Origin of the sequence: Streptomyces sp. NPDC050485 (assembly GCF_044458185.1) — a bacterium.
In the GTDB taxonomy this organism is placed as follows: Bacteria; Actinomycetota; Actinomycetes; order Streptomycetales; family Streptomycetaceae; genus Streptomyces.
The window spans coordinates 73,111-99,710 of the sequence record NZ_JBITHR010000012.1 but is presented as its reverse complement, the minus strand read 5'-3'; the positions used below and the strand labels follow the sequence as shown (position 1 = coordinate 99,710).

Genomic DNA, 26,600 nt, shown 5'->3' with positions numbered 1-26,600 from the left:
GGCCCAGGGCCGGCCTTCTCGACGAGTTACCCGAACACCTGCTTGAAATAGCTATTGCAGTTCGCGACGACGCCCGCGAAGAATTCTTTGATCTTCTCGAAGGCAGCTTTCAGCCAATTAGTGATCGTTTCGACAAGCTGCGTGAAGAACTGTGCGACAGAATTCCACACGTGCGTGAAGAAGCGGGATGCCGCCTCGAATGCCGCGGCGATAGAGTTCTGCGCGGGCGGCTTCTGCTTGCCCACCGGGATGAGATCGGCTGCCAGTGCGTACTCTCGTCTCGCGTACTCCTCCACGTTCTTCTTCGCCCGCTGCCTCATCTTCTTCGTGAACTCTTCGAGGGAGATCCCTCCGGACCCCTCTTCACCGTCCTTCCGCTGCTCCGCGTACTTGGTCACCTCCGCTTCGTTCTCTTGAAGTGTCGAGAGCAGGGACTCTTTGTAGATCTCGATCATCTTCTTGGATTCCTGCGGAAGCTTCTCAGTTCCGGAGGCCGGGTGGAACTGCAGGGGAATGACGTAGGCCGCCGGTTCCTCGGACATCACGATTGACAGCCGCGGGCGCGAAGCCTCTTCCCTTTTGGCCTTTTCCTCGAAGGCCGTTGCTGTGAAGACGTTGAGTGCATTCGTGTGGTGGTTCGCCATGGACTGCACGAGGGTTTCGAAGGGACTGGGGAACTCGTCGCTCTCGACGACCGGGTTGGTCGTGGCCGGGCTGGTCATGTTCTGCTCCTTGGTTGTGGCGTCCCCGGAGGGCTTGGACTCGACGGCGGGTGCCTGCCACATGGTCAGGACGCGGGGCACGTCCGCCTGGGCGAGTGCCGACCAGTGGTCGGTGATCTTCCTTGGGAGCTGATCGAGCTTGTCGGTGGTGACGTTGAAGCGGATGTACCGGTCGCCCTTGAAGGCGTACGCCTTCTCGTTGTCCCAGCGGATAAACGCGTCGATACCGCTGCCGAATCCGGCGTCCTTGAACCCTGTCCAGTAGGAGCCGATCGTTCTTGGGTAGCCGTCTGCGACCTTGTCGGCTTCCAAGTCATACTTGACGTACTTGTCACCCTTGAAGAAATAGGCTGTCTTCTCGTCCCACCAGAGGGCCGAGTCGATGCCGCTATCGAACCCCGCGGCCTTCATTCCCGTCCAGTAGGAGCCGATCGACTTCGGGAATCCCTCGTCGACCGTGTGCGTCGCCAAGGTGCAGCGCACATAGGTGCTGCCATTCATGAGGTAGAGCTTGCCGTTCTTGGGGAGATAGAGCGACGGAATACTCAGGCCCGATGACGAAGTCTTCGCGATCCAGTCGACTGCCTCGGGGGACCCCTTCCAGGCGCCCTTGAACGGCCTGGTGAAGCTTTCATCGAGTTTCTCGTCCGGGTGGGAGAACCTCAGGTACTTGTCTTGCTTCGAACCACGCTCGGTCGTTGCGTTCAACGCGTAGCAGCTGTTCACATATTCATGGGTAGCGCATCAGTTCGGGGTTTCGGATGAGCCGCGCGCCCCTGGTCACCCGTTCGTGATGCGTACATGGAGCAATTCACTCCGGCGGACCCCGGCGGACTGCCCTCGGAGGATCCACTGGCCCGAGGAGCCAGGACGGCATCGGAGGCATGACGCCGTGGCCTCCGGGCCCAGCCCCCGCCTCTCCGGGGGACGACTGTCCGACTCCGGGAGAGGAAGGGAACGGAGCAGTTGGGGACGGGTGGCCAGAGACCCGCCCCGTTCCCATCGCAGAGTGACGTATCGAGGCCCCGTGACTGCCGCCGATTGTGCTGTAGCCGCACAACGCTCATAGGGTGCCAAACATGAGCAACCCAGCCAATCCCACCAATGTGCCCCACGTCATGGACCTCGCCAAGATCGTGAAGGATCTCGGCGGTACACCGAGGACCTACGTCCCGGGGCCGACTGCCACGGAGACCCTGACCAAGGCAGCCATGGCTACTGCCGCGTTCGGCCGCGCGGCGAAGACTGCCCACAAGGCGCAAGAGGACCTTGCCGCCACCGGTGATCACCAGGCTGGAGCCGCGCTGAACCATCTGCTGACCGTGGCGATGGAGGAGGGGGATGACCGGCCAGAGGCAGTGCCGCTGCTCTGGTACTGGCAGGTCTCCACCATCGCCTGGATGCTGCGCGACCTGCGGACCAAGGCACCCCAGACTGACCCGCTGATCAAGGCCAGCGCGGACACGGCTCGTGCTCTGATGATCCTGCTGGAAGCCCGGCTCAACCTGAAGCCGGAGCATGCCGGCCATCTCAAGCAGGTTCTCGCCGAGGCTGAGGAAATGCTCACCAGCGCACGGGCGAACACTTCGCGCGTGCCGCACTGGCTCAAGCAGTCCGGCACCCTCGGAGACTGAGCCACCCAGCGGCCGCCGCATCGCTCTCACGGGCCGCTGTCAGTGGGCGGTGTAACCCTTGGCCACATGACTGCGACCACCACGGACGTACAGCGGTCCGACGGGGCTGAGGCCATCGCCGCGCATCTGCGCGTGCCGGTGTGGAACGCCCTTGCCGAGCGGGCCGACGCGCTGCGCCGCTCCCTGCCGCCCCGGCCCGCGACCGCCCACGACCGCTACGTGTGGCTGCGCACGCTCGATGCCGAGCAGGCTCGCCGCGCGGCGCTCCTCGACCGTATTGAGTCCCTGCGTGACCACGTCGCCGGGCGGCCGGCGCTCGGGTACGCCCCAGATGTTCCCCTGCCGAGGGCGGCCCTGGAGGAAGTCGAAGGGTTCACGACCGGCGTCACCGCTCGCCGCATCACGCAGTACAAGGCGCAGCAGAGTGCCTGACGGTGGAGAGGGCGGTGGAGCAGGGAGGCTTAAGGGCGTTCCGATTCCCATCGCGCCAAGCTTCCAGACTTTTCAGGCTGTACACGTTGGCGGCAAGAGGCAAAGCAGATCAAAATGCCCACCGTAAATAAACATCGAACGCCCACTCAGACCCCAACTCCTTTGATTGGCCGGGCCGTTGCTGCCCGGCACCGGCACGGGAGGGACTGCCGGTGGCGGGGTAGTCACTGCTAGCCTCCGTCATCACGACGGTCTGGGGCCGTGCGTCGGCTGGACGGAGGGGCGGCCGACGAGGCGCCGGGGGAAGCAGTGGTGCTGTTGCGCGATGACGGTCGAACTACGGGTCAGCGTTGACGGGGGCGGTCAGCTGGAGGACCTGCGCGAGTGGATGGGCGGGCTCCAGGGTGTCGAGGTACGTGCTGTGCCCCGCCCGCCGGAGCCCAACAGCCAGGGGAGCACGGTGTGGGACTTCCTGTCCCTGGCGTGCGCGACCGGCGGTCCGCTGGTCGCCGGGGTGCGGGCGCTCCAGATGTGGATCGAGGCCCGAGTGACGGTGGTCACGGTCGAGGTCGGCGACCGCCGGTTCACGCTGACCGGCACGAACGCCCGCACTCTCCTGCCGCAGGTCGCGGAGGCGGCACGGGCGCTGGAGGCGGGCGGTACGGCCCCGCGTGACCCAGCGTCCAGCCCGGCGGAGCCGGAGCGCCACACCCCGGCGGCAGGTTCCGATGAGCCCGCGTGACGACATCGACTTCTCCCGCTCCCGGGCGATCCTGCTCGGCACATCCGAATACACCGCTGGCTTCGACGGCCGCCGCCCCATGCGCGCCGCGCTGCACAGCCTCACCGAGATGCGGAAGGTACTGACCGGCCCCTGCGAATGGCCGAAGTCGCGCATCACCGAACTGCCCAACCAGCATGACAGCGGAAAGCTGCTGCGGAAGATCACCGGGCTGATCGGCGACGTCGAGGACGTGCTGTTGTTCTACTACGTCGGCCACGGCCTGCCGCTGCCCGAGAACGGCCGCTACGACCTGGGCCTGGCCCTCACCGATACCGATGACGCCCCGGCGCACCGTGCACTGACCTCGCTGCGGCTGCGGGACCTGCGGGAAGTGCTCGCCCAGAGCAGCAGCGCCCGGATCAAGGTCCTGGTTCTGGACTGCTGCAGCTCGGGCATCGCCACCAAGTACGGTGGCCCGAGCAGTAATCTCACTGCATTCGCCGATAGCGCCACCCCGGCACGCGGCGCCGGCACCTACGTGTGGGCGGCGTGCGGTCACTCGCAGGAGACGTACTACGAGGACGGCAAGGGCGGCCTGACGTACTTCACCAAGTCGCTGTCCGAGGCGGTGCGCGAGGCGCACGACGAGTACACGCCGGGTGCGACGGTCGCGCATCTGCACGACGATCTCCGGCAGCGGCTGCGCAGCATTCCCGACGTGACCGTGGCGCCGCTGCCCGACCTGCACTACAGCGGCCGCCCCGACCAGTTCCTCTTCGTCCGCGGCCGGGCCCCGGTGCCGCCGGGCCCACCGTTCGCGTTCGCCCCGCTGGAGAACGGCGACCCGCGCCGGATCGGCCCGTACGACGTTATGGCGAAGCTCGGCGCGGGCGGCGCCGGCCGCGTGTACCTTGCCTTCACACCGGCCCGGCAGGCGGTCGCGGTCAAACTGCTGCGGCCGGACCTGAGCCAGGACCCGGAGTTCGCGCAGCGGTTCGGCCGGGAGATCGAGCTGGCCCGGCGAGTGCGCAGCAGCCACGTCGCCCGGGTGCTCGACGCAGATGCGGGCGCGTCCGAGCCGTGGCTCGCCAGTTCATACGTGTGCGGCCCCTCGCTGCACGAACTCGTACGAGAGAACGGCCCGCTACCGACCCGCGACGTGCTGCTGGTCACCGCCGGGATCGCCCGAGCACTAGAGGCCGTGCAGGCGGCGGGCGCCGTGCACCGCGACCTCAAGCCCGCCAACGTGATGCTGGACGAGACCGGTCCGAAGCTCATCGACTTCGGCATCGCCAAGTCCGTCGCGGCCACCTTGATGACGCGCACCAACGTGCAGTTAGGCACCCCGGCCTACAAGTCGCCGGAACAGGCACTCGGGCGCCGCGAGGTCACCACCGCCTCGGACGTGTTCACGCTCGGCGCCACGGTCTACTACCTCGCCACCGGGCGCGATGCGTTCGAAGCCGAGGACCCACTCGGCCTGATCAACCTCATCGCGCACGAGGAACCGGACCTGGACGTCCTGGACGACGAGGTGCGCGGTGTCGTCAGCCGCTGCCTGGCCAAAGACCCAGCAGCCCGGCCCACGCCGACTGAGGTCGTCCAGATGTGCACGGACGTCACCGGGCCGGTCGCCACCTCCGCGTTCCCGTACATCACCAACGCCGGGCCCGCGATCAACGCACGGGCCGCCGCACTGCGGACGCTGGCACCGCCGCCACCACCGCCACGGACCTCGCCGGAGGCGGTGGTGGCACCGCCACGGGCGCCACGAACCTCGCCGGAGGCGGACACGGAAGCCGTCTCACGGCCCAAACAGGCCCAATCCGTCAGCCAGTCGACGAGGGCCGCCACCGCTGCCATCGCCGTGGTGCTGTGCGTGCTCGCCGCGGTCCTGCTGCCGAAGCTGCTGCACAGCAGCAACACCGCGTCCGGCAAGGACAACAGCGGGGCGAGCACCTCGACGACCGTGAATCCCGACGCGTCCCACCCGCACGGCGGGGACACGTTCACCCCGTCCCATGACCAGCCGTCGCACTCGCCCACGGACGACCCAACCACCACCAAGCCCACCACCCCGAGTACTCCGAGCACCCCGACCACGTTCGACCCCGGATCGCTCGACTCCGTCGACACCGACCAGACCCCGCTGAGACCGGATGCGCTGCTCCCGCGGACGTTCACCGACTCCAGGGGCATCGTGTACAACATCACGGGTGGCGGTGTGGAGGACTGCGTCAACGGGCGCGAGACCAGCAGGGTCCAGAACGGGCTGAGCAGCAACCGGTGCCGCGGCTCTGTGGTTGGTACGTACACCGATACAGCGAACCACGTCCTGGTGGTGATCCAGGTGGCGGCGATGCGAGACGCGACCGCCGCGGCCGCCGCCCGCGCAGACCTGACGGACGCGCCCTCCAGCGAATGGGGCTTGTGGTGTCCGCTGAACGGCCCGGGCTCGCAGACCTGCCAGAATCCCACCGCGACGGTCAACCAGGCCACACAGGCTGGCTACATCGGAACTTCGCATCGATACGTGACCCATACACTCGCGCTGTATATCAACCTGGAACGCAATGACTCGGTCAAGCCGTGGGTGGACTCGGCGGCGCTGGCGGCCTCCTACGCCGCCGGGCCGCAGAACTACACCAGGAACCGTTAGGGCCTGTTCCAGGCTCGGATCACGTTGTGGGTTGGAGGCTGCGGAGCCAGATCACGGCGCCTCGTAAGTGGAGTCCGGCGAGGCAGCTGGTAGGGGTCTTGTCGTATCGCGTGGCCAGGCCCCGCCACTCCTTGATCTTGTTGACGCAGCGTTCGACGGTGTTGCGGTCCTTCTACAGGTCCGGATCGTGACCAACCGGACGGCCGCCACACGTCCCCTTCTTCATACGGTTGGCGCTCTGGTCGGTCTGCTCCGGAATCACGCTGCGGATACGGCGTCGCCGCAGGTAGGCGCGGTTCGGGCGGGAGGAGTACGCCCTGTCGGCGGCGACCGCGCGGGGGCGGGTACGCGGGCGGCCGACCAGTCCGCGCAACCAACCGGCGTTGGGCCCGCTGCACTCGGGACGCTAAGCCCCTCGGTGGGGATGCTGCCGGACTGCACTGCCCTCGTCGCATCTCGGCTGCTCCCATGCTGCCGGTGCCGGTATTCGAATGGAGCACCACATGCAGCCCGCCGTCCTTCAGGCCATCGACACCTGGGAGCTGAGCTGGAATCAGATGCAGGCTTCAGCCGTCGCCGCGGTCAAGTCCGCCTTCCCCTTTCTCGCTGACCAGCCGAGGTACGTCGGCTGCGACGACATCCGGATGCAATACGAGCAATCCGGCCGGGGCGAAGGACGCGTGTGCCTCGACGACGAGGGCCGGGTCAGCATCGAGTTCCAGGCAGTGCCCAACACCGTGATCACACGAGCTGTCGACGAGCTCCAGTTGCCCTACCTCGACCACGCCGCGGGGACGCTGCACGGCGCCCCGCCAGGCACGTACGTGTACAACTGCGAGTCGACCAACGCCGAGTTCGAGTTCGTCCTCGGGACGGGCGGGCACGGCCAGGTGAACGTCTCGTTTGCGCGAGTCCCCGACGCCACGGGGGTCCTCGACGCCCTGATGCGCGCATTCAGCGAGCGGCACCCCGACGGGTAGCGGGCAGCGGAGAACGCGACGTAAGGCGCAGCTGGCGTACACGCTCCCGTCGCTCGCCCCGCTGCTTCTCGCGGATCGCTCCCTGCGGTCCGGCGGCCGGGCAGGACGGAGGCCCGCTCGTGGCCCAACGGCGCACCACCGGTCCTACGCAAGCAGTCCGGCAGCTCGTTTATGAGCGCGACGGCGGGCACTGTGTCCGCTGCAATTCTGTGCACCGGCTGACCATTCACCATCGCGTCAACCGCGGCATGGGCGGAGCGAGTGAGCCGTGGATCAACCAGGCCCACAACCTGCTGCTGGTGTGCACGACGTGCAACAGCTGGTTCGAGGACAACCCAAGGACGTCGTACGAGGCCGGATGGAAGGTGCGACGGCCGCAGCACCCCGACAAGGTTGAGGTCCAGTACCCCGACGGCCGCAGCTACCAGCTCTCCCCCGCCGGTGTGCGCGCCCTGGCACCGGGAGCGGTCCGTTGAAGCACACGGCCGCTGGTTTCATCGGGTTGGGCCGCTGGTCGGCCGGCATCTGGATCACGGAGACGCCGGGCATCTGGTTCGCGATCGGCTGCGCCCACGGCCGCAACACGAAGCCGTATGGCACCGGTGGGCCTGCTATCACCCTCGGTCGCCGCACCTGGGCTGTTTTCCCCATGTGCTCCCGCGCCGAGTACCAGGATCGCAAGCGAGACCCCTGGGCGACCGAGAGCGAGGAATTCCAGCCCCTTCCTCGGGGTCGGCGCTGGTGGTCCTGGTGACACGCCTGACGGGGCTTGGCCTGTTGCGCAGGACCAGGTTGCCTCGTACCGGGGTGGGCTGGATCGCCGTGACCGACACCCCGCGCCCCTGCGATCCAGGTACAGGGTGCGACGTCGAGGGGAGGCTGATCCTGCTGGGCAGGTTCGGGTTTGCGCTGCTCAGGAGGGGTGCGCGGCGTTCACCATGACAACGCTGCGCCCTGCGCTGTACTATTTCCGGGTTCGTTCGGCATGGGGTTGCCCCAGCCTTCGCCCGGCACCAGTGCGGTGCCGCTATCCGTCGGAGGCCAGTCATGCCCGCTGTGCACCACAACCTCACCATCCCCGACCACAAGACCCTCCGCGCCGACGCTGAGCGCCAGGTCAAGGACGAGCTGGGCGCCATCGCCCGCCCCGACGACCGCTTCAAGCGGGCCTGCGAGATCGTGCAGCAGGCCGACCTTGAGATCGCCGCGCACTCCGAGGAACGCAACCAGGCCGCGATGTCCCTGTGGTTCCATGACGGCGTCCGTGGCCTGGCCAACGTCCTCGGGATCACTCCCAACGCGTACGTCGAGATGCGGCGCGCGGCGCTGCACCGAGACAAGAAGGCGGCGTCGCTCACCACCAAGGACGACGAGCGTATGACCGCCGAGGAGCGCCGCGCTGTCGCGCAGAAGGCCGGCGTGCCGCACATCAAGGAGGCCGCCGACCGACTGCCGTCCCTGTCCGCCACCGTGTCAGTGGCGACTGCGCGCCGGAAGACCGCGATGCCGTTCCTTCAGGACGCCGCGCTCGTACTGACCGAGGAGCCGTACGACTGGACCACGGACCGGATCGCCGAACTCGGCAACGTCACGGTGAAGTACGCCCGTGACGTAAAGAACATGGCGAAGCGACGCCGCGGCCACTGACGCAAGCCGTCCGCCCTGCTGCCGGCCTCGGGTTCACCGGGGCCGGTTTTTCAGGCCCCGGTGACGGGGCTAGGCGCTCTGACCGGGGCCTGAGAATCCGGCGCCGGTGAACCCGGCTTCCGGCAGGCCGGGTTCCGGCAGGCCAGGCCCCTTTAGTAGAAACATCACCTCAGACCATTAGGGTAGTTACGGTGCCTTCGCTCCGCTCAGGCACCGTCGGCACACTCCCCAAGACCATGCTCGATGGCAGACGGGCAGGCAGTTCATGATCACCGCTGGATAGGCTTCGCCAAACGCGGGGACTTCTGCCCAGCCCGGGATTATCCGATTCTCAACGGGTTGATCGGGGTTCGCCGACTGGCCGAAAAAACAACGGAGTAGGCCCTCGCCGTGAACGCCGCCGACTCCAAGAGGCGACGTGCCCCTGTTCGGTGGTCGCTTCCCACGCTGTCGGAGATCGTTGCCCGCGGTACGCGGCGCGTGACGTCGTCGAGATGCGCCGTCATGAGACGAACTCGGCGACGCCGCACGGGAGTTTCGTCGGCGCCCTGGGGCAGTGACGAAGAGCCTGGGTGCCGCGCGCTCGTGACGCGGCCACACGGGTGGTTCCGTGCGGAACGCCTACGCCCGCGTCCGGCTTCTTGATGCCTTGGCCGTACAGGGAACTTGGGCCAGCCGCAGGGCCGGCACCCCTGCTCATTGGTCAGACGATCCGGCGCGCCGACAAACGGATCTCAGACACTTTCGCATTAACCTCTCGTCACCTTATGACGTGGCGTCCGCGTCCGCGTCCGCGTCCGCTTCAACGCTCGGAGAAGATATGCTCAAGCCCCGAAAGACCGCTGTCGTAGCCGTCCTCATCAGCGCCATCGGCTTCCTCGGCACCGGCACCGCCTACGCCCACGGAGACGAACACGAGCACGCCGGCAAAGAGACCAAGACGCTCGTCGTCAACCAGAGCAACACATGCAGCACGGTCGAAGACAACGCCGATGTACAGGGCCAGTCCGGGTACCAGAACGGCCTGGAGGGCAACCGGTCCAACAGCAAGGGCTCGCCCGGCACGCAGAACACCAACGTCGGCTCAGGCCAGGGCTGCGACAACACCGTCATCTTCGGCAAGTAGCCACGAACTGCCAGGACGACGCCCGGCTGTCACAGATTCAGCCGGGTGGCGTTCCCCTGGGTATGACCACCATGCCCAACCCTCTGTCCCTGGCCCGGCACTACTACGAGGCGCGACGCGAGGTCCTCGCCGCAGCCGGGGCGCAGGCCACGCCCTGGTACCGGCTCAACGCCGATGAACGGGCCGTCGCCATCGCCGAGTCCACGATCATCCAGGAAGCGATACGCCGCGCCAACGAGGAACACACCGCACTCCTGGACGCCATCGCAGCCCGCCTCACCCCGGCCGACGCCCCCCAGCGTGGTGCAGGTGTAACAAGTTCGGGCCCTCCGACGTATCTATAGGTGCTGAGGCCCGCGCGTCCCTTTTCCCCCCTCGCGCGGGCCTCATCCCCCGAATTCCGGCGCGCGAGCGCACAGGGCGCGGTTCGTCATCACACCGTGTGCCGGAAGCCGCGGTCTGGCTGGGCGTCTGGGCATGGGCGCCTGGTCAGACCGCGACACAAACCCTGCCCGGACGGCACCGTCCGACCATGTCCCGCACGCAGCCTGGCCAGCCGAGACGCACTCGCGTGGCCCCCTCGGCGTCCAAGCTGCAGCACGCCCGCCCCGGCGTCATCTCCCGCGACGCCGCCAACGTGGCCGACATCCTGCTGCGCCTCGGCCCCGCCGAGCGCCGCAAGGCGTTCAAGGAGCACTTCACCGCCCGCGAGCGCGCCGTCATCATGACCGAGGTCGAGCGCACCACCGGCTCCCTCTACGGCCTGTGGCGCGACAGCCCGAGCGGCTTCATCGAAGATGTCCTCGGCGAGAGCCTGTGGTCCAAACAGCGCACCGTTCTCGACGCGATCGCCGACCACAAACGCGTGGCCGTCCCCGCCGGATTCGGCGTCGGCAAAACGCACTTGGCCGCCCGCGCCGCCGTCTGGTTCACCAACGTCTATCCCGTCGGCACTGCCCTGTGCATCACCACCGCGACCCGCTTCCGCCAGGTACAGCGGCAGTTGTGGCCGCACATCCGCAAGATCGTCCCCCGTGCCGGCCTGCCCGGGTACTGCGACACCGTCCAGTACAAGATGCCCGACCCGTACGGCAACGACTTCGTCGCCGCCTACGGCTTCAGCGCCCCCGCCAACGACGAAGCCGCCATGCAGGGCATTCACATGCCCCATCTGCTGCTCATCGTCGACGAGGCGGGCGGTATCGCCCCGATGATCGGCCACGGCACGAACAACCTGCTCACAGGCGGGCACGCGGCGATGCTCGCCATCGGGAACCCCGCGATGGACGACCCGTCGAGCTGGTTCGAGGAACTGTGCGTCGAGGGCGACGATCCGAGCGAGCCGACGACTGTCACCATCCCGATCAGCTCTCTCGACTCCCCCGCCATCACCGGAGAGTTGGCCCCCTTCTGCACGGACTGCCCCGAGGGAGTCGCCCGGCACTCCCTGACCGACCATATGCCGGACCAGGACTGGGTGGACCGCACTATCCGGTCGTACGGCGAAGACCATCCGTACGTCATCGCGAAGGTCTATGCACGCTTCCCGAAGGGGGGCGGCGGCGTCGTCATACCTCCGAGTTGGGTCGATGCGGCGATGGCGTACGAGGACCCCGCCGGGGAAGGCTGGCATCGCCTGTGCGACCTCGGCCTCGACGGGGAGACCGCCGAGCACAGTGTCCGGGAAGGCGCCTGGGTCCGCCTGGGCGTCGACATCGCGGCAGACGGCGGCGATGAGTTCACGATCTTCCGCTCGGTCGGTGACGCCGTCGAGTTCCGGCACGCCTCCGCTGGCGCGGCCAACGACAACCAGGTCTCCGTCGCGGAGAAGGTGTTGGAGGAGATCCACGCCGCGCAGCGCCTCGCCGACGCCCTCGGCTCCCCGCACTCCGTACGCGTCAAGCTCGACCAGAACGGCATCGGCCACGGCGTGGTGTCCATGCTCCAGCGCTGGGCCGAGACCGGCCGGCATCGGGCCCAGATCGTCGGCGTCATGGTGTCGGAGTCCCCCAGCCAGGACGACCCCGGCGCGATCATGCGGCCATGGCGCAAGCGCGACGAGATGTGGCTCGCGACCCGCAGTCTCCTCCAACCGGACCCGTCCTCCGGCCGCGGACGGCTGCGCCTCCACATCGACAAGAAAGCCGCCGCCCAGCTCTCCACGCCGAAGCTCCTCTCAACGACCAGCGGCTACACCCAAATCGAGTCGAAGAAAGCGATGAAGACCCGCGGGATGAAATCACCGGACCGTGCGGAGGCGGTGCTCCTCGCCCTGTACGAACCCGATCCGCTGCACAAGCCGCGCAGCCGTGGTCTCCTCAACTGAGGAATGTATGTGACCAGGGCGAGGGCCTGGGTGACGTCGTTGACGTTGACCCCGGTCGTGATCACTTTGAGCGGAGTGCCGCGCCCGTCACAGATCAGGTGTTTGCTGCCTTCTTGCGCCGTTCGACCGGCGACGGACCCGTGTCAGCCCTGCTCTTTTTCACACGGGTGCGGGAGCCATCCATACAGGCTCTGGACCAGCCAAGTCGGCCAGCCACGTTCAGCTCGGCAAGCAGCACTCGGTGCGCCTGGTCGAAGGCCCCTGCCTGCTGCCCGCGGTCCAGGCTTCGCCAGCAGGTCTGTCCGGACCCGAATCCCGGCTTAGGCGGGCGGAGTTGTCAAGCAACGTCGCTGCAGGCACAACCGGTCCGCGAACGGCCGCGGCCCTGCTGACCTCATCGGCCAAGGCGGCAGCAGCGGCTTGATCAAGTGCCCACAACTCGTCGTCCACGATCCACGCCCGAGTGCTCGCACCCTCCCGAACGGCCAAACCGTCACACCGGTCACGCCCGACCAGGACACCCACCAAGATCCTGTTATGGGTTCTACGGGTGCCGCTGCCGAGCCGCTCATGGATATTGAGCCGAGTCAGAATCAGATTTCCGAACCGTCCATTCCTGAGCGGGAGGAGAGAACTCGAGGCGACATCGGAGAAGGATGTAAGCACGTTCTGGGTGGCGTGCAGCCGCATCCAAATCTCTCAATAGTGTCTTGACAGGCCTTGATTCAAGAGGGTAGAGGGCGAGTCGGCGGGATGTCCAGAATGATGTATGTGTCATGCAATGGATCAATATGGCGTTTGGTCAAGCTCGATCAAATGCCTTGACTCGTCGCCGAGTTGCATGGAAGTGTCGAGATGGTGAGGTGAATGCCTTGCGAAACGATCTAAAGGAGGGGTTTAGCTTTGTCGAATGCACTTAACTCCGGTGACGTCGATGAGTTCGTGGGAATGCTCCGCAAGGGCCTGATCGAGGCGCCGTCTGACCACGAGACGTCCGACCAGGACAACTTCGCCCTGCGTGCGCAGACCTCGGAGCGGCTTGAGCGTCCGGTGCGCAACGAGTCCGGCGAGGTGGTCGAGATGGTCGGCAGCGACCTGCTCGGCGGCATGATCCGTACGCGTCAGGTCTAGCACCTTGAATGATGGGCGGCTGCATGGACCGAAAGCGTGCTTGCCACGCACGAGTTCACGCAGTCGCCCATCGCTGTTGGCGTCGGATCATGCCAGCCCCACTTGTTTGTTCGCTTTGAGAGCTGAGCTGCCGTCTGTGTGCGCACCGATTGGGGGGCAGTCTCGCGGAGCGATGCTTCGTAGGAGTTCACACCGTGGAGGGACCAATGAAGTACCGAGCTCTTGGATCAATCGTGGCGGATCCAGAGAAGTTCATCGCGAGCCCTCCGCAGGAGCCGACGGTTTATAAGGGCATGCCGAAAGCCGGATCCCTGCTGACCACCGCAGACCTCGATGCCATCATCGCCAGGGGCGGAGCCCGGACCCCGGGGTTCACTGTGGCCAAGCGCAGCAAGCCGGCGCCCAACACCGAATACACCCTGGTCCGCTACACCCAAGAAGCGGATATCAGGGAACTGGCGGACCCACTCGGTGTAGCCGAATACCTCCAGTCCGGCTACTCCCTGAAGCTGGGTAACCTACAGCATTTCGATGAACGTCTCGGCCGCTTCACAGAGCGCCTCGGCTACGAGCTGGGAAGCCCGATCAAGGCGTTCGCCTTCTTCACTCCCCCCGGAAACCAGGCGCTCGGACAGCACTACGACCAGGCTTCCAACTTCCTCTGTCAGTGCGAGGGAAAGAAGCTCTGGCGGCTCTACCGACCGGTGATGACCAACCCACTCGAACGGCATGCATGGAGCTGGGCCAATCTGACAGAGGAAGACCGGTCCCGACTGAACGATGGGCCGCCTGACATCGAGGTACTCCTTGAGGAGGGAGACGTCCTTTGGATGCCTCGGGGGTGGATCCATGCCGGGGTCACTGAATCCGACCGGTCCTTGCATGTCTCGCTCCGGGTTGAGACCAGCACGGAGAGCTGGATGGCCCAGAGCGCGGTCGACTGGCTTGCTGACCGTCGCGGGCTCAGGCTGGACCTTCCCATTGGGTTTGCCAGTTCCCCCGAGGACTGCGCGGACACGCTTCGCGACGTCTTCGCGAAGATGACGGACAGCCTCACCGATGACGACCTCACGGACCTGGCCAAGTACGTGCGTGCGGCGCACTTTCGGCGCTTCATGGGGCCGCGGATCAAGCCGTTCGATGACGTCCTGCGTGGCAAGGACGCAGAGATCGGCGACGTGCGGATCCGGCCCGAAGGCGCCGTGGGGCAGCATTGGGAAGATGGTTCCCTCCGTGTGCATCTCGGGACCTCCGAGCGCGTCTTCGACGAGCCAGCGGCCTCCCTGGTGGCGGAGCTCCTGACTGAAGAGCACGAGAGCTTGCTCGAAACCGCGCAGAAGCGTCTGGGAAGCGCCCAAGGCGAGCTCCTGGTCCGGCAGTTGCTGGCGAGCGGACTGGCTGTCCGGAGCGACGAGGCATGCTAGACGAGCGGGCTGCACGGCAGGACAGCGGGGGAGGACAGGGCGCCGCGGCAGACGCGCTTCCCCGCTGGAGCCTGACGAGCATCTTTCCGGGCCTGGATTCCAAGGAGTTCGCCCGCGCCCGCGCGTCAGCCATCGCAGATCTGCCATTGCTCAAGTCCGCTTACCGCGGGCATGGCGTGGGCCCCGGCGCCCGCCTGAAGGTGGATGAGAAGTCGCTCGCCACGTTCGACTCCGTGATGGAGCAGTCCAACGACCTGTTCGACCGCTACCGGACGATCTCGTTCTACCTGTCGGCGCTGGTCTGGTCCGACGAGACCGACGAAGCAGCCCGGCAGCAGCAACTGGAGTTCCGTACCCACACACGTGAGCTGCTGGCTCTGGTAGAGGACCTGAAGTCGTGGGCTGCCCGGTTCGACGGCGAGGAGCTGCTGGCTGGCAGCCAGGTGGCACGGAAGCATGCGTATTTCGTAGAACGGGCAGCGGCCACGACGCGCCACCGGATGCCTGTTGCTGCGGAGGCTCTCTACCACCGACTACAGGAGTTCTCCGGGGCTGCCTGGTTCAGGCTCTATCAAGAACTCGCTGGCGGTGTGGGCCCATACCCCCTCAAGTACGAGCCCGGGGGGCAGCCGGAGGGCGCCGTGGAGCGCCACGAGGGAAACGTCACTCGCTGGCGCTCCGTTGCTGGCCCGCTCACCGCCAGCCTGAACGCGATCAAGGGCGAGGAACTTCTGATTGCTCAAGCACGTGGGTGGGACTCGCCGCTCAGTGAGCGAGTTGATACCGAAGGAATCGACCAGGACATCCTGCAGGCAATGATCGGTGCGGTACGTGACGTACTGCCGCAGGTGCGGTCCTTCCTCTCAGCCAAGGCGCGACTCCTGGGCCGAGGAAAGGCCCTGCCGTGGTGGGACATTCCAGTACCCGTACTGGGAGATCGCCGGGTTCCCTGGCCAGAAGCAGTTCCACTGGTCGAAAGGGCCTTTGCAGGCCATTCCCGTGAGCTGGCTGGTCTTCCGCGCCAGGCACTCAAGCGTCAGTGGGTCGACAGCCAGCCACGAGACACCAAGCGTTCCCGCGATCTGTGTGTGATGGTCGCTGATGGCGAGCCGCGGATTCTTATCACCTACGACGGCACATATGAGTCGATCCTCTCGTGGGCCCACGAACTCGGCCATGCCTACCACTACCTCCAGTTGACCGGAACGACCTGGCTCCAGCGCGACATCCCACTGACCATTTCGGAGACAGCGAGCGGTTTCTGTGAGGCCCTGGTCGGACCGGAGATACTGCGCAGCTCGCCAGACGACGAACGGCTTGCGCGGCTGAACGCCGTCCTGGTCCGCAAGTGCCAGAACACCGTCGACTCCCTGGTGACCTTCTCCTTCGAGGACAACCTGTTTCGAGAACGGATGGCCGGCCCGCTGACCGAGGACCGTATCTGCGATCTGATGACGGACAGCCAACTCTCTGCCTACCAGGACAGCGTGGTGCCCCATACGCTGCACCGCTACTGGTGGGCAGCACGCGCTGACACCTTCGGCTCGCCGTACGCCAGCTGGCAGTACTGCTTCGGCAATCTCCTCGGTGCCGCCCTCGCAGCCGACGCCGAGCATTCCGCAACGGACCGACGACGCATTCTCGACGAAATCCTGCGACGCTCCGGAGAATCCAGACTCGACACGATCATGCGGGAGGCCGGTGTCGACCTTCGAAAATCAGATTTCTGGGCAGCTGGTCTAGCGACATTTCAGGACCAGATCGCCGAGTTCATAACGACAGTGGAGGAGAACCTCTCATGACGAGCACTCAGAGCCGCAGCTACGATCATGTGTACAGCAACTTCTACCAAGTGGAGCGCGTAGGAGCGGTCCGCCTCGGAGACGGCGGCGGGCCATTCGGTTTCGATATCAACATCGCCACGATGGTCGATGACCTCATCGCGGCCTACAAGTGTGACGGCATCGTCGAAACTGGCTGCTTTCTTGGTGACACCTCCGTCTACCTCGCCCGCACCTACAGCGAACTGCCCGTGTGGACCTGCGATGTCGATCCCGTCTTCACGGAGGTCGCACAGCATCGGCTGCGACGCCTGCCCAACGCCCGGTGCGAGACGACGGACTCACCAAAGCTGGTGAATGAGGCCAACGGACACTTCGCACGGCCGATTTACTACCTGGATGCACACTGGGAAGACATCTGGCCCCTGCTCCGCGAACTGTCGTCCATCACACACGGCATTGCGATCATCGACGACTTCGACATCGGCCACCCCAGGTTCAAGTACGACACATACAAAGGAAAGAAGTGCGGCCCGGACATGCTGCGTGATCTTTCCGAAACCATCCCATATTACTACACCTTCAACCCCGACGCCGAGGGGCCCTTCCCGGTCCTGCAGGTCGGCCGCCGCTCAGGTATCGGCGTCGTTGCGTTCGGAGAGGACGCCGAACGGGCCTGCCGTACAGACTTCCTGGTGAAGCATCGAAACAGCGACATGCGCCATCCCGAAGGAGCAGCACAGTGACAGCCATACCCTCCCTGGAGGCCACCTTCGGCGGCATTCCACTGGTGGACAGTGCCTTCGACAGCGCGAAGTTCCTGACCGCGGTAGCTACGACCCGGCTGTTCCGGGCCGGCGACGCCGACACGCTGCTTGCTGCATCGGGACAGGAACGGGAGCATCTTCTGGGCCAGGTACTCGACCCCGCTCGGGCACTGGAACTTCGGGGCTCTCATCCCTTCCGCTCCGATGTGATGCCGCTGCCGGCAGAGAAGGAACTAGAAGCGCAGGACGCGCTGGCACAGCTCGCGCATCTTGTGCCCCACTGGAGGTTGTTGCGCCAGCTGCGCATCACTTTCCACGGGCTTCAGCGCCCCGGCACCATCGGGTCCTCCAACTTCAATTTCCCGCAGCACATTTTCCTCGGGGCGGAGGCATTCCAGACCCGGACCGAGCTGCTGGAACAGGTCCTCCACGAGACCAGCCACAACTGGCTCTACCTGGTGGAGGAAATGTGGCCGTTGCACCGCACCACCGGTGATGTGCTGTTCGACCTTCCCTCCGGTACCAGCAACCGCAACCCCGGCGAAGTACTCGGTGCCGCACACGTGACCAGAAACCTCATAGCGCTCTACCGGGCCCTTCCCCCCTCAGAGCCGACCGGGCAGCGTCTCGGCGACCTTCACGACTACATGGCGGGCTGCTGCGAACTCCTGGAGCAGGTCGCTCCTCACTTGACTGACGTGGGCCATGAGGTGGCACTCCGCCTGCAGTCGGACAGCACCGCGACACAGCGGGCTTAGGCACCGAGCGAAAGACACCTGCGGTGCGCGAAGTTGAAAACACGACATTGATATGGCAGACCCATTGGAAAATGGCGCTGCGTCCCACAGAGTCCGACGCGACAGGGACACAACGCCTGTGGGTTGAAGATGGGGCCGCTGTACTGGATTCTTTGATCGCCTCGGGCAGTGTGACCAGATCCAGCAGCGGACACCATACGGTGGACGTCAGCCTGGTGCGCCAAGCTTTAGTCGCCGTCGCCGCCTCCTTCACACCCGCAGCTCCGTATCTGGGGCCCAACACCATGCCGCCGCAGATCGACGACATGGCACGCGTACTTGCCGAATGGTGCCAGATACTGCCGTGTGACCCTGCGTGTGGCCGGGCCTGTACACCCGCCGTGTTCGCACGCGTCACGGCCGCTCTCCCGTGCCTCATCCGGCTGCTGGCTACGCGTCTGCGCTACTGGGCAGACACGCTGAGGGAACTGGACCGGCGTCTCGAACAAGACCGAGAGGTACTACAGGCGCACTTCGGCGTGCACGGGGAGATTGACCGCCTTGAGTTCCCGGCCGGTGATGAACACCGCAAGGGCCGTGCGGCCGCGCTGCTCCGGTTCACCTCAGGCGGGGCGGTGGCCTATAAGCCGCGGTCCCAGTCCCTCCTGCACCGGCTGGGACGCATTGCAGCCCAGCTGAACACGAACAGGCCAGCATTGGAGGTCTGTTTCCCCCCCGCTCTCGACCGGGGGACCTATGGTTGGGCGGACTACATCCACTCGGCCGAAGCGGTCGACCGCGCCAGCGCGCTAGTGCACTACCGGCGCCTCGGTCAGGCCGCAGCTCTGAGCTGGGTACTGGCCGCATCAGACATCCATCTCGGCAACATCGTGCTGGCGGATGACGCTCTGCACATCATCGACGAGGAAGTCTTCGGTCTCGGCATCGTCCACGACAATCCCTCGCTGCCGTCGACGCTTCGGGAGGAGCTGCGCTTCCTGCAAGCCTCACCCGTGCATACCGGGATCTTTCCCTACCGGACGCCGTTGCCCGGCCGTGCTGAAGGAGTGGATTTCTCCCCCTACAGTGCGCTGGGCGCCGCAGCGCCAACGCTGTCCCCCTCTCTGGCAGAAAACGGCACACGGGACAGTCACGGTGTTGCCTTCCTGGACGGCTATGACGAGATGCTCGCGACGTTCGCAGACAGAGTCCAGACAGACCAGGTGCTGCGCCAGCAGATCATCGATCTGTCATCCGACTCCTGCCGACTCGTCCCTCTGTCCACTGCCCGCTACAGCGAACTCCTGTCTCAGAGCCTGCACCCGGACCATCTGACATCCGGGAAGGCCCGACAAGATTTCTTCGAGGCCGAACTCCTCGCGAACTCGGCCTTCCACCCTTGGCGGGACACCCTCATTGCGGACGAAGTAGACGATCTGTTCAATGGCGACGTCCCTCTCTTCTGCGGACCCATCGACGGTTGCTTCGTCCAGGGGGGCTCGGGGGAGCATCATGAAATCCTCGACCACACTGGCCGTGAAGTCCTGCTCCACCGCTTGAAGCAGCTTCCCTTCGAGCAGGCCTCAGCACGCTGGCAGGCCAGCGCAGCAATCGAGTGCGCCGCACGCAATCGCAACCCGCGCCGTGTTCCGCCACGACCACGGAGCACGCCCGACCAGCATCTCGATGACTCATCGCTATGTCTCGAGGGGGCCCATCAACTCCTGCTCCAGCTTAGAGACCTGGCGGTGGAGACTATCGATGGCGGTCTTGCCTGGGCTGACATCCGTCACGATCCTCGCAGACTGCACCACGTGGGCCACTGCGGCACCAGCATCCGCTCCGGCACCTCCGGCATCCTGCTCACGGCAACGCTGCTGCAGAGCTCCGCCACCAACGTCACCCTCGCCACCACGGCCGCAGAGCTTGCCGATCGCCTTGCCGCGCCGTGGCTTCGCGAAGTGGAACACCTATCGCGATCTGAGGGGCTCTACGTGCTGGGGGAGCTCTGTGATCGGCTGCCCGTAGCCGCCGAGCTGCTGAGGTGCCGTCCCGACGATCAGACCCACACCGTGGTGGCGGCGATGCTCTCCTCGATCCAACGGAGCATCCCGTATCTCGACCGCCAGCAGGGCGAGGATGCCTCCGTAACCCAGCTCGGGTTGCTGAGCAGTGCTCTCCTGCTGCCCTCGCCCTTCCGGCAACGAGCTACTGACGCAGCCCACGAACTGTTGTCCCGGCCAGCACCTCAGCCCTACTCCCACGACGCACAGCTTGCCCATCTCCTTGCACAACAGCGGTTCTCCCATCAACCACCCCGTCAAGAGCCTGCTCCTGCCCGACCGCCTCACACCAAGACAAGCTCAGCGTTCTTCTCCCCCTGGACGGACAGTACGTACCAGTCCCTGGCCGCTCGGGCTCTTGCCGCCACCGCCAACACATCCGGAGAGACCTGGGTAGAACCCGACCTGACACTGCTCACCGAGGAGATCCTGACCAGCCCTGTCCACGGGCATGGGCTCGCGGAAGGCGAGGCCGGGCGTATCAGCGTGCTGGCACTGATCAGCGACGACACGACCGCGGCAGCCGCCGCCCGGATGGCCCGAGCTGTTCTCAACACCCTGGATCGCGGCTCCAGCGCTGGCTACAACACGATCGGGAGACCAGGCCTTTGGAGCGGGATGGCCGGTACCGCGTACGAGCTGGCCCGCTGGGGCTCGGATACCCAACTTCCCTCGCTCCTGTTGCCGGCCCGGCTGGCAGAACCTGGGACCTGGGACCTGGGCAAGCCACCACCCGCGGAGCACAGAGACATCCCGATGAACAGCGGCAAGACAGCACGCGCGTAGCACGAGGGGGGCCGAGTAATCGTCAAGAGTTGTGGATCAGTTCGGTATCAGCGATAGCTGACCAGACCTGCTGAGCCAGTGACTCGGTGGCGACGCTTCCATCGACCACCAGGTCGCATTCATTCCGCACGGGTTCGACGTGCTCCTCGTGGGCGGCGCGCCGGGATTGGAGGTAGTTCCGCAGAAGGACGTCGAGAGGGAAGCCGTCCCGCAGGCACTTGCGCTGGATCTTCCGGGCGAGCCGGAGGTCGGCTGGCAGATCTACGAAGACATCGAAGCGCCGGCACGAGATCTGCGGTGCGACCCGGCGGGCAAACAGACCATCGACGATGACGACAGAGGCTGTGGCCAGCGCGGTCTTGGTGTCGTGGTTGAGACGCCCGAGGTCAATCGACCGGGGATCACCCACGTCCAGCCGCGGGATCCCGGCCTCATCCGGCGCCCACACCCCGCGGATGGGAGTGTCGAAGTAGTAGTCGTCGCCGTGAAGCACCCGCACGGGGGCCTGGAACGCGGTGGCGGCCAGCGTGGCAGCGAGCGTCGTTTTGCCCGCGCCGGCCCCTCCAGTCAGCGTCACCAGCATCCGGTGCCCCTTTCCTGCACTCGTCACGTGAGGCTGGAGGATCGCATATGGCCCTGTGGCCTCACTCCACCAGGGGCCGCGGCAACGGCGGGACTCGGTCGCCGCCGGGGTCAGGTCCCGCTGCCGGTGAGGGAGGACTGCTCATCAGGTTGCTCGACCAGTGCCCGCCGCACGGCCCACACGCTGGGTGCGGCCAGCAGCACGAGCGTGGCGAGCGTCATCACGACGGCACTGACGACCAGGACAGACGAGGCGCCCACATCGGTCGCGGTCACGCCGATGACGAGATAGCCCAGCGGGACCCCCATCAGTTCGCCGACTGAGCTGAAAGAACTGACCCGCCCGAGTAGAGCTGCCGGCAGCTGCTCCTGGATCGAGGTGTTCCAGCACACGATCGCTATGTCGAGGCCGATACCGGCCAGGACAGCGGACGCTGACAGCCACACCAGGGGGGCGCCGGCGGACAGGGCAAGCAGGGGAAGCGCCATGGGGAGGTTGGCGCATACGCAGGCGACCATGATCCTTGACGGTTTCCATTTCAGTGAAATCACTCCACCGAGGACCAGCCCGAAGGCAAAGGAGCCCTGGATGGTTCCCCACACGGCCGGACCGAGCTTGAGGTCATGGACGACGACGGGGCCGAGGAGCTGGTATCCGCCAAGCCAGAGGGCTACAACAACCGTCCCGGAGAGCACGTAAGACCAGAGCCAGAATCTGGAGACGAATTCGCTCCACCCATCGCGGAAATCGCGGAGTACGGAGACGCCTGATTTCATGGCCCCAGAGACGGAAAGTCGACTGCACAGGATTGCCGCGATGGCGAAACTGGCCGCATCCCAGCCGAGTATCCACTGCGCTCCGACGAACGCAACGAGGGCGCCGCCGACCGCCGGCGCCACGATTCTGATGACGTTGCTCGGAAGCCTCAGCAGCGCATTCGCTTCCTGCAGCTGTGAGGCGTCGACGATCTGCGGAAGCAAGCTGTTCATCGCGGGCTGCATCAGCGCCGAGGCACCGCCAGCGACGGCGGCAAATACCGCGACCCGCGCGGTCGTAGCGGTACCGCAGGCCACGAGGACTGCGACACAGACCTGGGTGAGAGCTGGTATGAGGTTGCCGATCACGATCAGGCGCTGTCGCGAGAACCCGTCGGCGACCACGCCGCCGACGAGCAGCAGCACAAGCTGAGGGACCGTGTTGCTGGCCAGGACGATCGCCAGCGACGCCGGATGGCTGTCAAAGCCGAGCACTGTGAAGGCCAGCGCAACGGGCGCCATGGCCGACCCGCTCATCGATATGAGGCGGGCTGTGACAAAGACCCGAAATGGCCTGTGCCGTAGCACGGAGAAAGACCCCTGGGGAACCATCCGGCCGACACTATCCGATTGCTACGAGCTCGTAACACAATCATGATCGGTGTTTCTTGAGTCCCTCAAGCAGATGAGGCTGCAGGCGAGGGAGACGAAGACGTAGTGGAGTTCGGTGGGGCGTTCCCACGGACCGCTCCTGCCGTGCGGACGCTGCTCGACGACAAGGGCTACGACTCCAACCTCAACCGGGATGAACTGCGTAAACGCCGGATCCTCCCGGTCATCTCCCGCAAGGGAACCCCGGACATCAAGGGCATGGGCAAGCTCCGCTACGTCGTGGAGCAGACCCTCGCCCTGCTCCACCGCTTCAAACGCCTCGCGGTCCGTCACACATCGGTTCTCATCGGGGCTTCCCGCGGGCCGGTGGGCCAGAGCGCCTGCCCAAGGTAAGAAGTGTGGGCGACGCGCGTACAGACCGCCTGCAACATCCGCAAGGGGTGTGTAACGCACCCTGGGGTCCCGGAGGTTAGTCGGAAGCGTGGGCGTTCTGGCGGCTGTCAGACGTATGCGCCATTGTGAGACACAGCAGTGCTCCGCCCCCACTAGGACTGGGGGCGGAGCACAGTGAATCTGGCGAGCTCAGTTCTCGAACTGACCGGACCGCATCGGGCTGACGAAGGCTGCCCAAGTCTCGGCGCTGACGACGAGGGCGGGGCCTTCCTTGTCCTTGGAGTCGCGGATGCCGATACCGGAGGTCAGGGGGGCGATTTCGATGCACGAGTTGCCTTCGGCACCGCTGTAGGAGGACTTGAACCAGGCACCTTCTGGTGCCACGTCGGTGGACTTCAAGTTGGTGTTAATGGCTAGGACTTCCGTTCTAGATTTCGTTCGAGTTCCTTCAGGGTCCTCGGCGTCTCGTGGGGTGCGAGCGCCGCAGCCCGCAGGGCTTCAAACCTGCGGGAGAATTTGCCGACCTCGGGCTTCTTGTCCGTGACCCAGGCCTGTCCGTTGACGTGGTCCGCCTGGACCATCTTCGTCAGCGGCTCCTCCAGGTCGAGCAAGGCGAAGTTCTGACTGGCTCGGTAGCCGGTGGACGATGCCGGAATGATCTGCACGGTGATGTGGTCGAGGGCCGCGAGCCGCGCGATCTCGTCATATTGCTCGCGCATGATCTCCGTGTCCCCTATGGCGCTGCGGAGCGCGTCTTCGGCCATGATGACCCACAGGGGCCGCGGCTCGTCCTGGGTGATGAGCTGCTTCCGCGTCATCCGCAGCTCGACGTTCGCGTCGATGAACTCGGTCGTGATCTCGTCCACGGTCTTGGCGCTTTCCAGCAGGGCGCGCGCGTAACTCTCTGTCTGGAGCAGTCCGAAGACGAGGTTCGGCTGCCATGCGCTGACGGAGAGAGCATCGGCCTCCAGGCCGACGTAGTCGCGCATGCCTTTCTGCAAGTGCGGGTTGTACGGCACCCACCATCCCTGGCTCAAGGACTCCCGGTGGATCTGGAGGAGCTTCTCGATGGTCTCCTCGTCGGTCTCGCCGTAGTGCTCCAGGAGAGCCCGGAGATCACCGTGGTTCGGCAGGCTCGTCCGGCCCTTCTCCAACCGCCACAGTTTCTCCGGAGAGAAACCGAGCGCGGTCGCCACCTCACCAGCTGGCATGCCGCGGTCCAGGCGCATCTTTTCCAGCACCTTGCCGAGATGTACACGCCGGCTTGTGGGTCCCTTGGGTGCCGCCACTGAGAGTCCTCTCCGTCCATCCCTGAGTCGGATGCCACCGCCCCAGAGTCCAGTCCAGCGCGCCCTGAGTTCCCGTGGACGGACCCCGAGTTATGAGTCTGCCACCCCGAGTCTCCCTTGCACAGCCACGAGTCCGGACGACTGCATATGCCGTTTCACGTGAAAATTGCACGTTCGGTTGCGGTCCAACTTTCGCATGCCTGAAGGTAGTTAAGCCACCTGAACGCGGACGGCAATCCGACTCTGAGGCCCCAAAGGGGCCCTATGGGCCATGCCCGCATCCCTCCGGAGGACCCAACTCATGTCCCTCACCGCGCACAGCACACAGAGCCCCACGGCATGGTGCGGTTTGGCCATAGAGGACCCCGCCGCGTCCGGCCCGCGTCGAATGCCGGACCGGATCCTGGCCTCCATCGCACGCCGAAATTCCGGTGGGCAGCGGGGACTTGACGTGCAAGCCGCCTGCCGAGTGAGGGAACTGCGCCACGGTGTGTCTGCGAAGGTCACGTACTGGGGGCTTCGCGAACTGAACGACGCGATCTCCGTCGTCGTGGACGAGCTGCTGACTAATGCCCTCGCGCACGGCGACACCGACAGCGACGCCAGCGACAGCGTGGAGTTCACGATCGTGTTCACGCCGCATCGGCGGGTCCGGATCGAGGTGACCGATGGATCGTCTGTGCTCCCCCATCCACAACAGGCCGATCCAGCGGATGAGCACGGCCGCGGGATGCTCCTCCTCGCCGCTCTGGCCGATCGGTGGGGTACCGAGCTGCACGGTCGCGGCAAGACCGTGTGGTGCGAATTCGACATCAAGGCCAACGACGAAGCGCGCGTGGATTCCTCGGCTACTCCTGCTTGCCCGGGGAGGCCAAGGTGAAGGTCGATCTTGCTTTAGACGCGGCCCGGAAGCTGCTCGATCAGTCGTCCGGGGCGGCCGCGGCCGATGTGGAAGTCCTGGCCAGGTTTCGTGGCAGTCTCCATGCTGGGCTCGGCGACTATCTGCGGGCCAGCCTTGTCGCTGTGGCCAGTGCCCGGATTCGGGACCTGGTTCGGTATCTGAGCTTCTTCCCCTCCCACTCGGCCGTGGACGCGAAAAAGCTCGCGATGGCACAGCAGTTCCTGAAGATCAGGCCTGCCCGAGTGCATCAGCCAAGCATGCGGTACGTGAAGATCTTGTTGGATGTGCTGGACGGTCTGGAAGCCGTACGTCTACCAGCTGCGATCTACTACTGCGCGGGCGAAGCTGACGACCGGCGCGCTGTGGACGGGAAGCTCTACGCCGCTGTCGGGTCGCACATCGGCTCGGTGCACTGGCGCCGCTGCGATCGGGGGCTTTTTGACTGGCCGTTGGCGGAGCGTCCCGAGTGGCGGCACATCCAGCGACTGATTCAACAGCGATGGGTCGCGCTCTTGGCGGTGGCATCCGTCGACGAGCTGGTACCGCGGTGCTGCACCGGTCATCCGCAGTGGGGCAGCGACGGGATCACCGAATGGCTGGCAAGCTGGGGCATACGCCTGGTCTGCCTCGCCGACGCCGAACCGGCGGAAGGCGACGCGCCATGACGCTCCCCGTCTCGCTCCACCAAGCCCTTCGGAACCACCATGCTCTATTCGCTCTGAGCCTACGGCGTACCGCCGGGCCACGGGGTCCAGCTCGTGTACGCGGTGCGGTGCGCGCACCGCCGCAACACCGCCCACTCCGCGAAGCCCGGTCGCATTCTGGCACCACTACCTCAAGAACTGCGCGTTCTTCCCCTTGGTCTGGCTGGAGCTGATCGCTTTGACGCTGATCTGGCTCGGCTGCGTCCCTTGATCCCACCTCTTCCATAGACCGGTCATCTCCCCGGCGTTGCTGGACCACCCCCGATGGCACGCCGGGGAGATGACCTTCCAGCAGGACCCCTCCGCCAGGAGCCACGACCGTCCTGCGCGATCCATCGCTGCGGCCGCGGCGGCGGGATCTGCCGCGGAGGGGCGCGGCGCCCGCGCCGAGGCCACCCCACCGGCCGTGCGTGCGGGCGCCCCG

Annotated in this window: 24 protein-coding genes and 1 pseudogene; 19 read left to right on the top strand and 6 right to left on the bottom strand. The window is 65.8% G+C overall.

Annotation, left to right across the window (positions count from 1 at the left end; genetic code table 11):
- Positions 1-26: 26 nt before the first annotated feature.
- A complete protein-coding gene (locus ACIBK6_RS23975; RefSeq protein WP_399053373.1) occupies positions 27-1,448 on the bottom strand; it encodes a hemopexin repeat-containing protein in 1,422 nt (473 codons plus the stop codon).
- Between the two features lie 392 nt (positions 1,449-1,840).
- Between ACIBK6_RS23975 and ACIBK6_RS23970 the strand changes: the two genes are divergently transcribed.
- From ACIBK6_RS23970 to ACIBK6_RS23955, 4 genes are all read left to right on the top strand, one after another.
- Positions 1,841-2,356 (top strand): hypothetical protein, encoded by a 516-nt coding sequence (locus ACIBK6_RS23970; RefSeq protein ID WP_399053372.1) that lies wholly within the window; start codon positions 1,841-1,843, stop codon positions 2,354-2,356.
- A gap of 66 nt (positions 2,357-2,422) precedes the next feature.
- Positions 2,423-2,788 carry a hypothetical protein gene (locus ACIBK6_RS23965; protein ID WP_399053371.1) on the top strand — a complete coding sequence of 122 codons (366 nt, stop codon included), beginning with the start codon at positions 2,423-2,425 and terminating at the stop codon, positions 2,786-2,788.
- A gap of 325 nt (positions 2,789-3,113) precedes the next feature.
- A complete protein-coding gene (locus ACIBK6_RS23960; RefSeq protein ID WP_399053370.1) occupies positions 3,114-3,530 on the top strand; it encodes a hypothetical protein in 417 nt (138 codons plus the stop codon).
- Positions 3,517-6,171, top strand: coding sequence for a protein kinase (locus ACIBK6_RS23955; protein WP_399053369.1), 2,655 nt, complete (start codon positions 3,517-3,519; stop codon positions 6,169-6,171). Before ACIBK6_RS23960 ends, ACIBK6_RS23955 begins: the two co-directional genes overlap by 14 nt.
- Positions 6,172-6,190: 19 nt before the next feature.
- Here the strand turns inward: ACIBK6_RS23955 and ACIBK6_RS23950 are convergent.
- Positions 6,191-6,529 (bottom strand): annotated as a pseudogene (locus ACIBK6_RS23950) (transposase); the annotation flags it as partial.
- A 145-nt stretch (positions 6,530-6,674) separates the two neighbouring features.
- Here ACIBK6_RS23950 and ACIBK6_RS23945 point away from each other — a divergent pair.
- From ACIBK6_RS23945 to ACIBK6_RS23890, 12 genes are all read left to right on the top strand, one after another.
- On the top strand, positions 6,675-7,151 hold the full coding sequence (locus ACIBK6_RS23945) for a hypothetical protein (protein ID WP_399053368.1): 477 nt from the start codon (positions 6,675-6,677) through the stop codon (positions 7,149-7,151).
- 248 nt (positions 7,152-7,399) lie between these two features.
- Positions 7,400-7,627, top strand: coding sequence for a hypothetical protein (locus ACIBK6_RS23940; protein ID WP_399053367.1), 228 nt, complete (start codon positions 7,400-7,402; stop codon positions 7,625-7,627).
- A 571-nt stretch (positions 7,628-8,198) separates the two neighbouring features.
- A complete protein-coding gene (locus tag ACIBK6_RS23935; RefSeq protein ID WP_399053366.1) occupies positions 8,199-8,798 on the top strand; it encodes a hypothetical protein in 600 nt (199 codons plus the stop codon).
- 820 nt (positions 8,799-9,618) lie between these two features.
- The gene (locus tag ACIBK6_RS23930; protein WP_399053365.1) at positions 9,619-9,924 is read left to right on the top strand and encodes a hypothetical protein; all 306 of its coding nucleotides are present in this window, start codon (positions 9,619-9,621) and stop codon (positions 9,922-9,924) included.
- Between the two features lie 62 nt (positions 9,925-9,986).
- Positions 9,987-10,268, top strand: a complete 282-nt coding sequence (locus ACIBK6_RS23925) for a hypothetical protein (RefSeq protein ID WP_399053364.1) — start codon at positions 9,987-9,989, stop codon at positions 10,266-10,268.
- A 188-nt stretch (positions 10,269-10,456) separates the two neighbouring features.
- On the top strand, positions 10,457-12,250 hold the full coding sequence (locus ACIBK6_RS23920; RefSeq protein ID WP_399053363.1) for a hypothetical protein: 1,794 nt from the start codon (positions 10,457-10,459) through the stop codon (positions 12,248-12,250).
- 903 nt (positions 12,251-13,153) lie between these two features.
- On the top strand, positions 13,154-13,381 hold the full coding sequence (locus tag ACIBK6_RS23915) for a hypothetical protein (RefSeq protein WP_399053362.1): 228 nt from the start codon (positions 13,154-13,156) through the stop codon (positions 13,379-13,381).
- Positions 13,382-13,614: 233 nt separating this feature from the next.
- Entirely contained in the window at positions 13,615-14,805 is a 1,191-nt protein-coding gene (locus ACIBK6_RS23910; RefSeq protein WP_399053361.1) for a JmjC domain-containing protein, read from the top strand.
- Complete coding sequence (locus ACIBK6_RS23905) at positions 14,799-16,607, top strand: M3 family metallopeptidase (RefSeq protein WP_399053360.1); 1,809 nt, start codon at positions 14,799-14,801, stop codon at positions 16,605-16,607. The genes ACIBK6_RS23910 and ACIBK6_RS23905 overlap by 7 nt, the downstream gene beginning before the upstream one ends.
- Positions 16,604-17,332, top strand: coding sequence for a hypothetical protein (locus ACIBK6_RS23900; protein WP_399053359.1), 729 nt, complete (start codon positions 16,604-16,606; stop codon positions 17,330-17,332). The genes ACIBK6_RS23905 and ACIBK6_RS23900 overlap by 4 nt, the downstream gene beginning before the upstream one ends.
- Positions 17,329-18,111 carry an aKG-HExxH-type peptide beta-hydroxylase gene (locus ACIBK6_RS23895; RefSeq protein ID WP_399053358.1) on the top strand — a complete coding sequence of 261 codons (783 nt, stop codon included), beginning with the start codon at positions 17,329-17,331 and terminating at the stop codon, positions 18,109-18,111. Before ACIBK6_RS23900 ends, ACIBK6_RS23895 begins: the two co-directional genes overlap by 4 nt.
- Before the next feature lie 23 nt (positions 18,112-18,134).
- On the top strand, positions 18,135-20,939 hold the full coding sequence (locus ACIBK6_RS23890) for a type 2 lanthipeptide synthetase LanM (RefSeq protein WP_399053357.1): 2,805 nt from the start codon (positions 18,135-18,137) through the stop codon (positions 20,937-20,939).
- Between the two features lie 22 nt (positions 20,940-20,961).
- Here the strand turns inward: ACIBK6_RS23890 and ACIBK6_RS23885 are convergent, their stop codons facing one another.
- Positions 20,962-21,522: a uridine kinase gene (locus tag ACIBK6_RS23885; protein WP_399053356.1), complete on the bottom strand. Its 561-nt coding sequence runs from the start codon at positions 21,520-21,522 to the stop codon at positions 20,962-20,964.
- 110 nt (positions 21,523-21,632) lie between these two features.
- Entirely contained in the window at positions 21,633-22,889 is a 1,257-nt protein-coding gene (locus tag ACIBK6_RS23880; protein ID WP_399053355.1) for an MFS transporter, read from the bottom strand.
- Between the two features lie 144 nt (positions 22,890-23,033).
- Between ACIBK6_RS23880 and ACIBK6_RS23875 the strand changes: the two genes are divergently transcribed.
- The gene (locus tag ACIBK6_RS23875) at positions 23,034-23,282 is read left to right on the top strand and encodes a hypothetical protein (protein ID WP_399053354.1); all 249 of its coding nucleotides are present in this window, start codon (positions 23,034-23,036) and stop codon (positions 23,280-23,282) included.
- Positions 23,283-23,471: 189 nt separating this feature from the next.
- Here ACIBK6_RS23875 and ACIBK6_RS23870 read toward each other — a convergent pair whose 3' ends face one another.
- Together ACIBK6_RS23870 and ACIBK6_RS23865 are read right to left on the bottom strand one after the other, a co-directional pair.
- Positions 23,472-23,681, bottom strand: coding sequence for a DUF397 domain-containing protein (locus ACIBK6_RS23870; protein ID WP_399053353.1), 210 nt, complete (start codon positions 23,679-23,681; stop codon positions 23,472-23,474).
- A 14-nt stretch (positions 23,682-23,695) separates the two neighbouring features.
- On the bottom strand, positions 23,696-24,523 hold the full coding sequence (locus tag ACIBK6_RS23865; protein ID WP_399053352.1) for a helix-turn-helix domain-containing protein: 828 nt from the start codon (positions 24,521-24,523) through the stop codon (positions 23,696-23,698).
- A gap of 349 nt (positions 24,524-24,872) precedes the next feature.
- Between ACIBK6_RS23865 and ACIBK6_RS23860 the strand changes: the two genes are divergently transcribed.
- Positions 24,873-25,451: an ATP-binding protein gene (locus ACIBK6_RS23860; protein ID WP_399053351.1), complete on the top strand. Its 579-nt coding sequence runs from the start codon at positions 24,873-24,875 to the stop codon at positions 25,449-25,451.
- Complete coding sequence (locus tag ACIBK6_RS23855) at positions 25,448-26,137, top strand: hypothetical protein (protein WP_399053350.1); 690 nt, start codon at positions 25,448-25,450, stop codon at positions 26,135-26,137. The genes ACIBK6_RS23860 and ACIBK6_RS23855 overlap by 4 nt, the downstream gene beginning before the upstream one ends.
- Positions 26,138-26,600 lie beyond the last annotated feature (463 nt).

Coding starts and splice junctions, on each gene's coding strand:
- ACIBK6_RS23970 (WP_399053372.1), top strand. CDS start 1,841: ATGGACCTCGCCAAGATCGTGAAGGATCTCGGCGGTACACCGAGGACC.
- ACIBK6_RS23965 (WP_399053371.1), top strand. CDS start 2,423: ATGACTGCGACCACCACGGACGTACAGCGGTCCGACGGGGCTGAGGCC.
- ACIBK6_RS23960 (WP_399053370.1), top strand. CDS start 3,114: ATGACGGTCGAACTACGGGTCAGCGTTGACGGGGGCGGTCAGCTGGAG.
- ACIBK6_RS23955 (WP_399053369.1), top strand. CDS start 3,517: ATGAGCCCGCGTGACGACATCGACTTCTCCCGCTCCCGGGCGATCCTG.
- ACIBK6_RS23945 (WP_399053368.1), top strand. CDS start 6,675: ATGCAGCCCGCCGTCCTTCAGGCCATCGACACCTGGGAGCTGAGCTGG.
- ACIBK6_RS23940 (WP_399053367.1), top strand. CDS start 7,400: ATGGGCGGAGCGAGTGAGCCGTGGATCAACCAGGCCCACAACCTGCTG.
- ACIBK6_RS23935 (WP_399053366.1), top strand. CDS start 8,199: ATGCCCGCTGTGCACCACAACCTCACCATCCCCGACCACAAGACCCTC.
- ACIBK6_RS23930 (WP_399053365.1), top strand. CDS start 9,619: ATGCTCAAGCCCCGAAAGACCGCTGTCGTAGCCGTCCTCATCAGCGCC.
- ACIBK6_RS23925 (WP_399053364.1), top strand. CDS start 9,987: ATGACCACCATGCCCAACCCTCTGTCCCTGGCCCGGCACTACTACGAG.
- ACIBK6_RS23920 (WP_399053363.1), top strand. CDS start 10,457: ATGTCCCGCACGCAGCCTGGCCAGCCGAGACGCACTCGCGTGGCCCCC.
- ACIBK6_RS23905 (WP_399053360.1), top strand. CDS start 14,799: ATGCTAGACGAGCGGGCTGCACGGCAGGACAGCGGGGGAGGACAGGGC.
- ACIBK6_RS23900 (WP_399053359.1), top strand. CDS start 16,604: ATGACGAGCACTCAGAGCCGCAGCTACGATCATGTGTACAGCAACTTC.
- ACIBK6_RS23885 (WP_399053356.1), bottom strand. CDS start 21,522: ATGCTGGTGACGCTGACTGGAGGGGCCGGCGCGGGCAAAACGACGCTC.
- ACIBK6_RS23880 (WP_399053355.1), bottom strand. CDS start 22,889: ATGGTTCCCCAGGGGTCTTTCTCCGTGCTACGGCACAGGCCATTTCGG.
- ACIBK6_RS23860 (WP_399053351.1), top strand. CDS start 24,873: ATGTCCCTCACCGCGCACAGCACACAGAGCCCCACGGCATGGTGCGGT.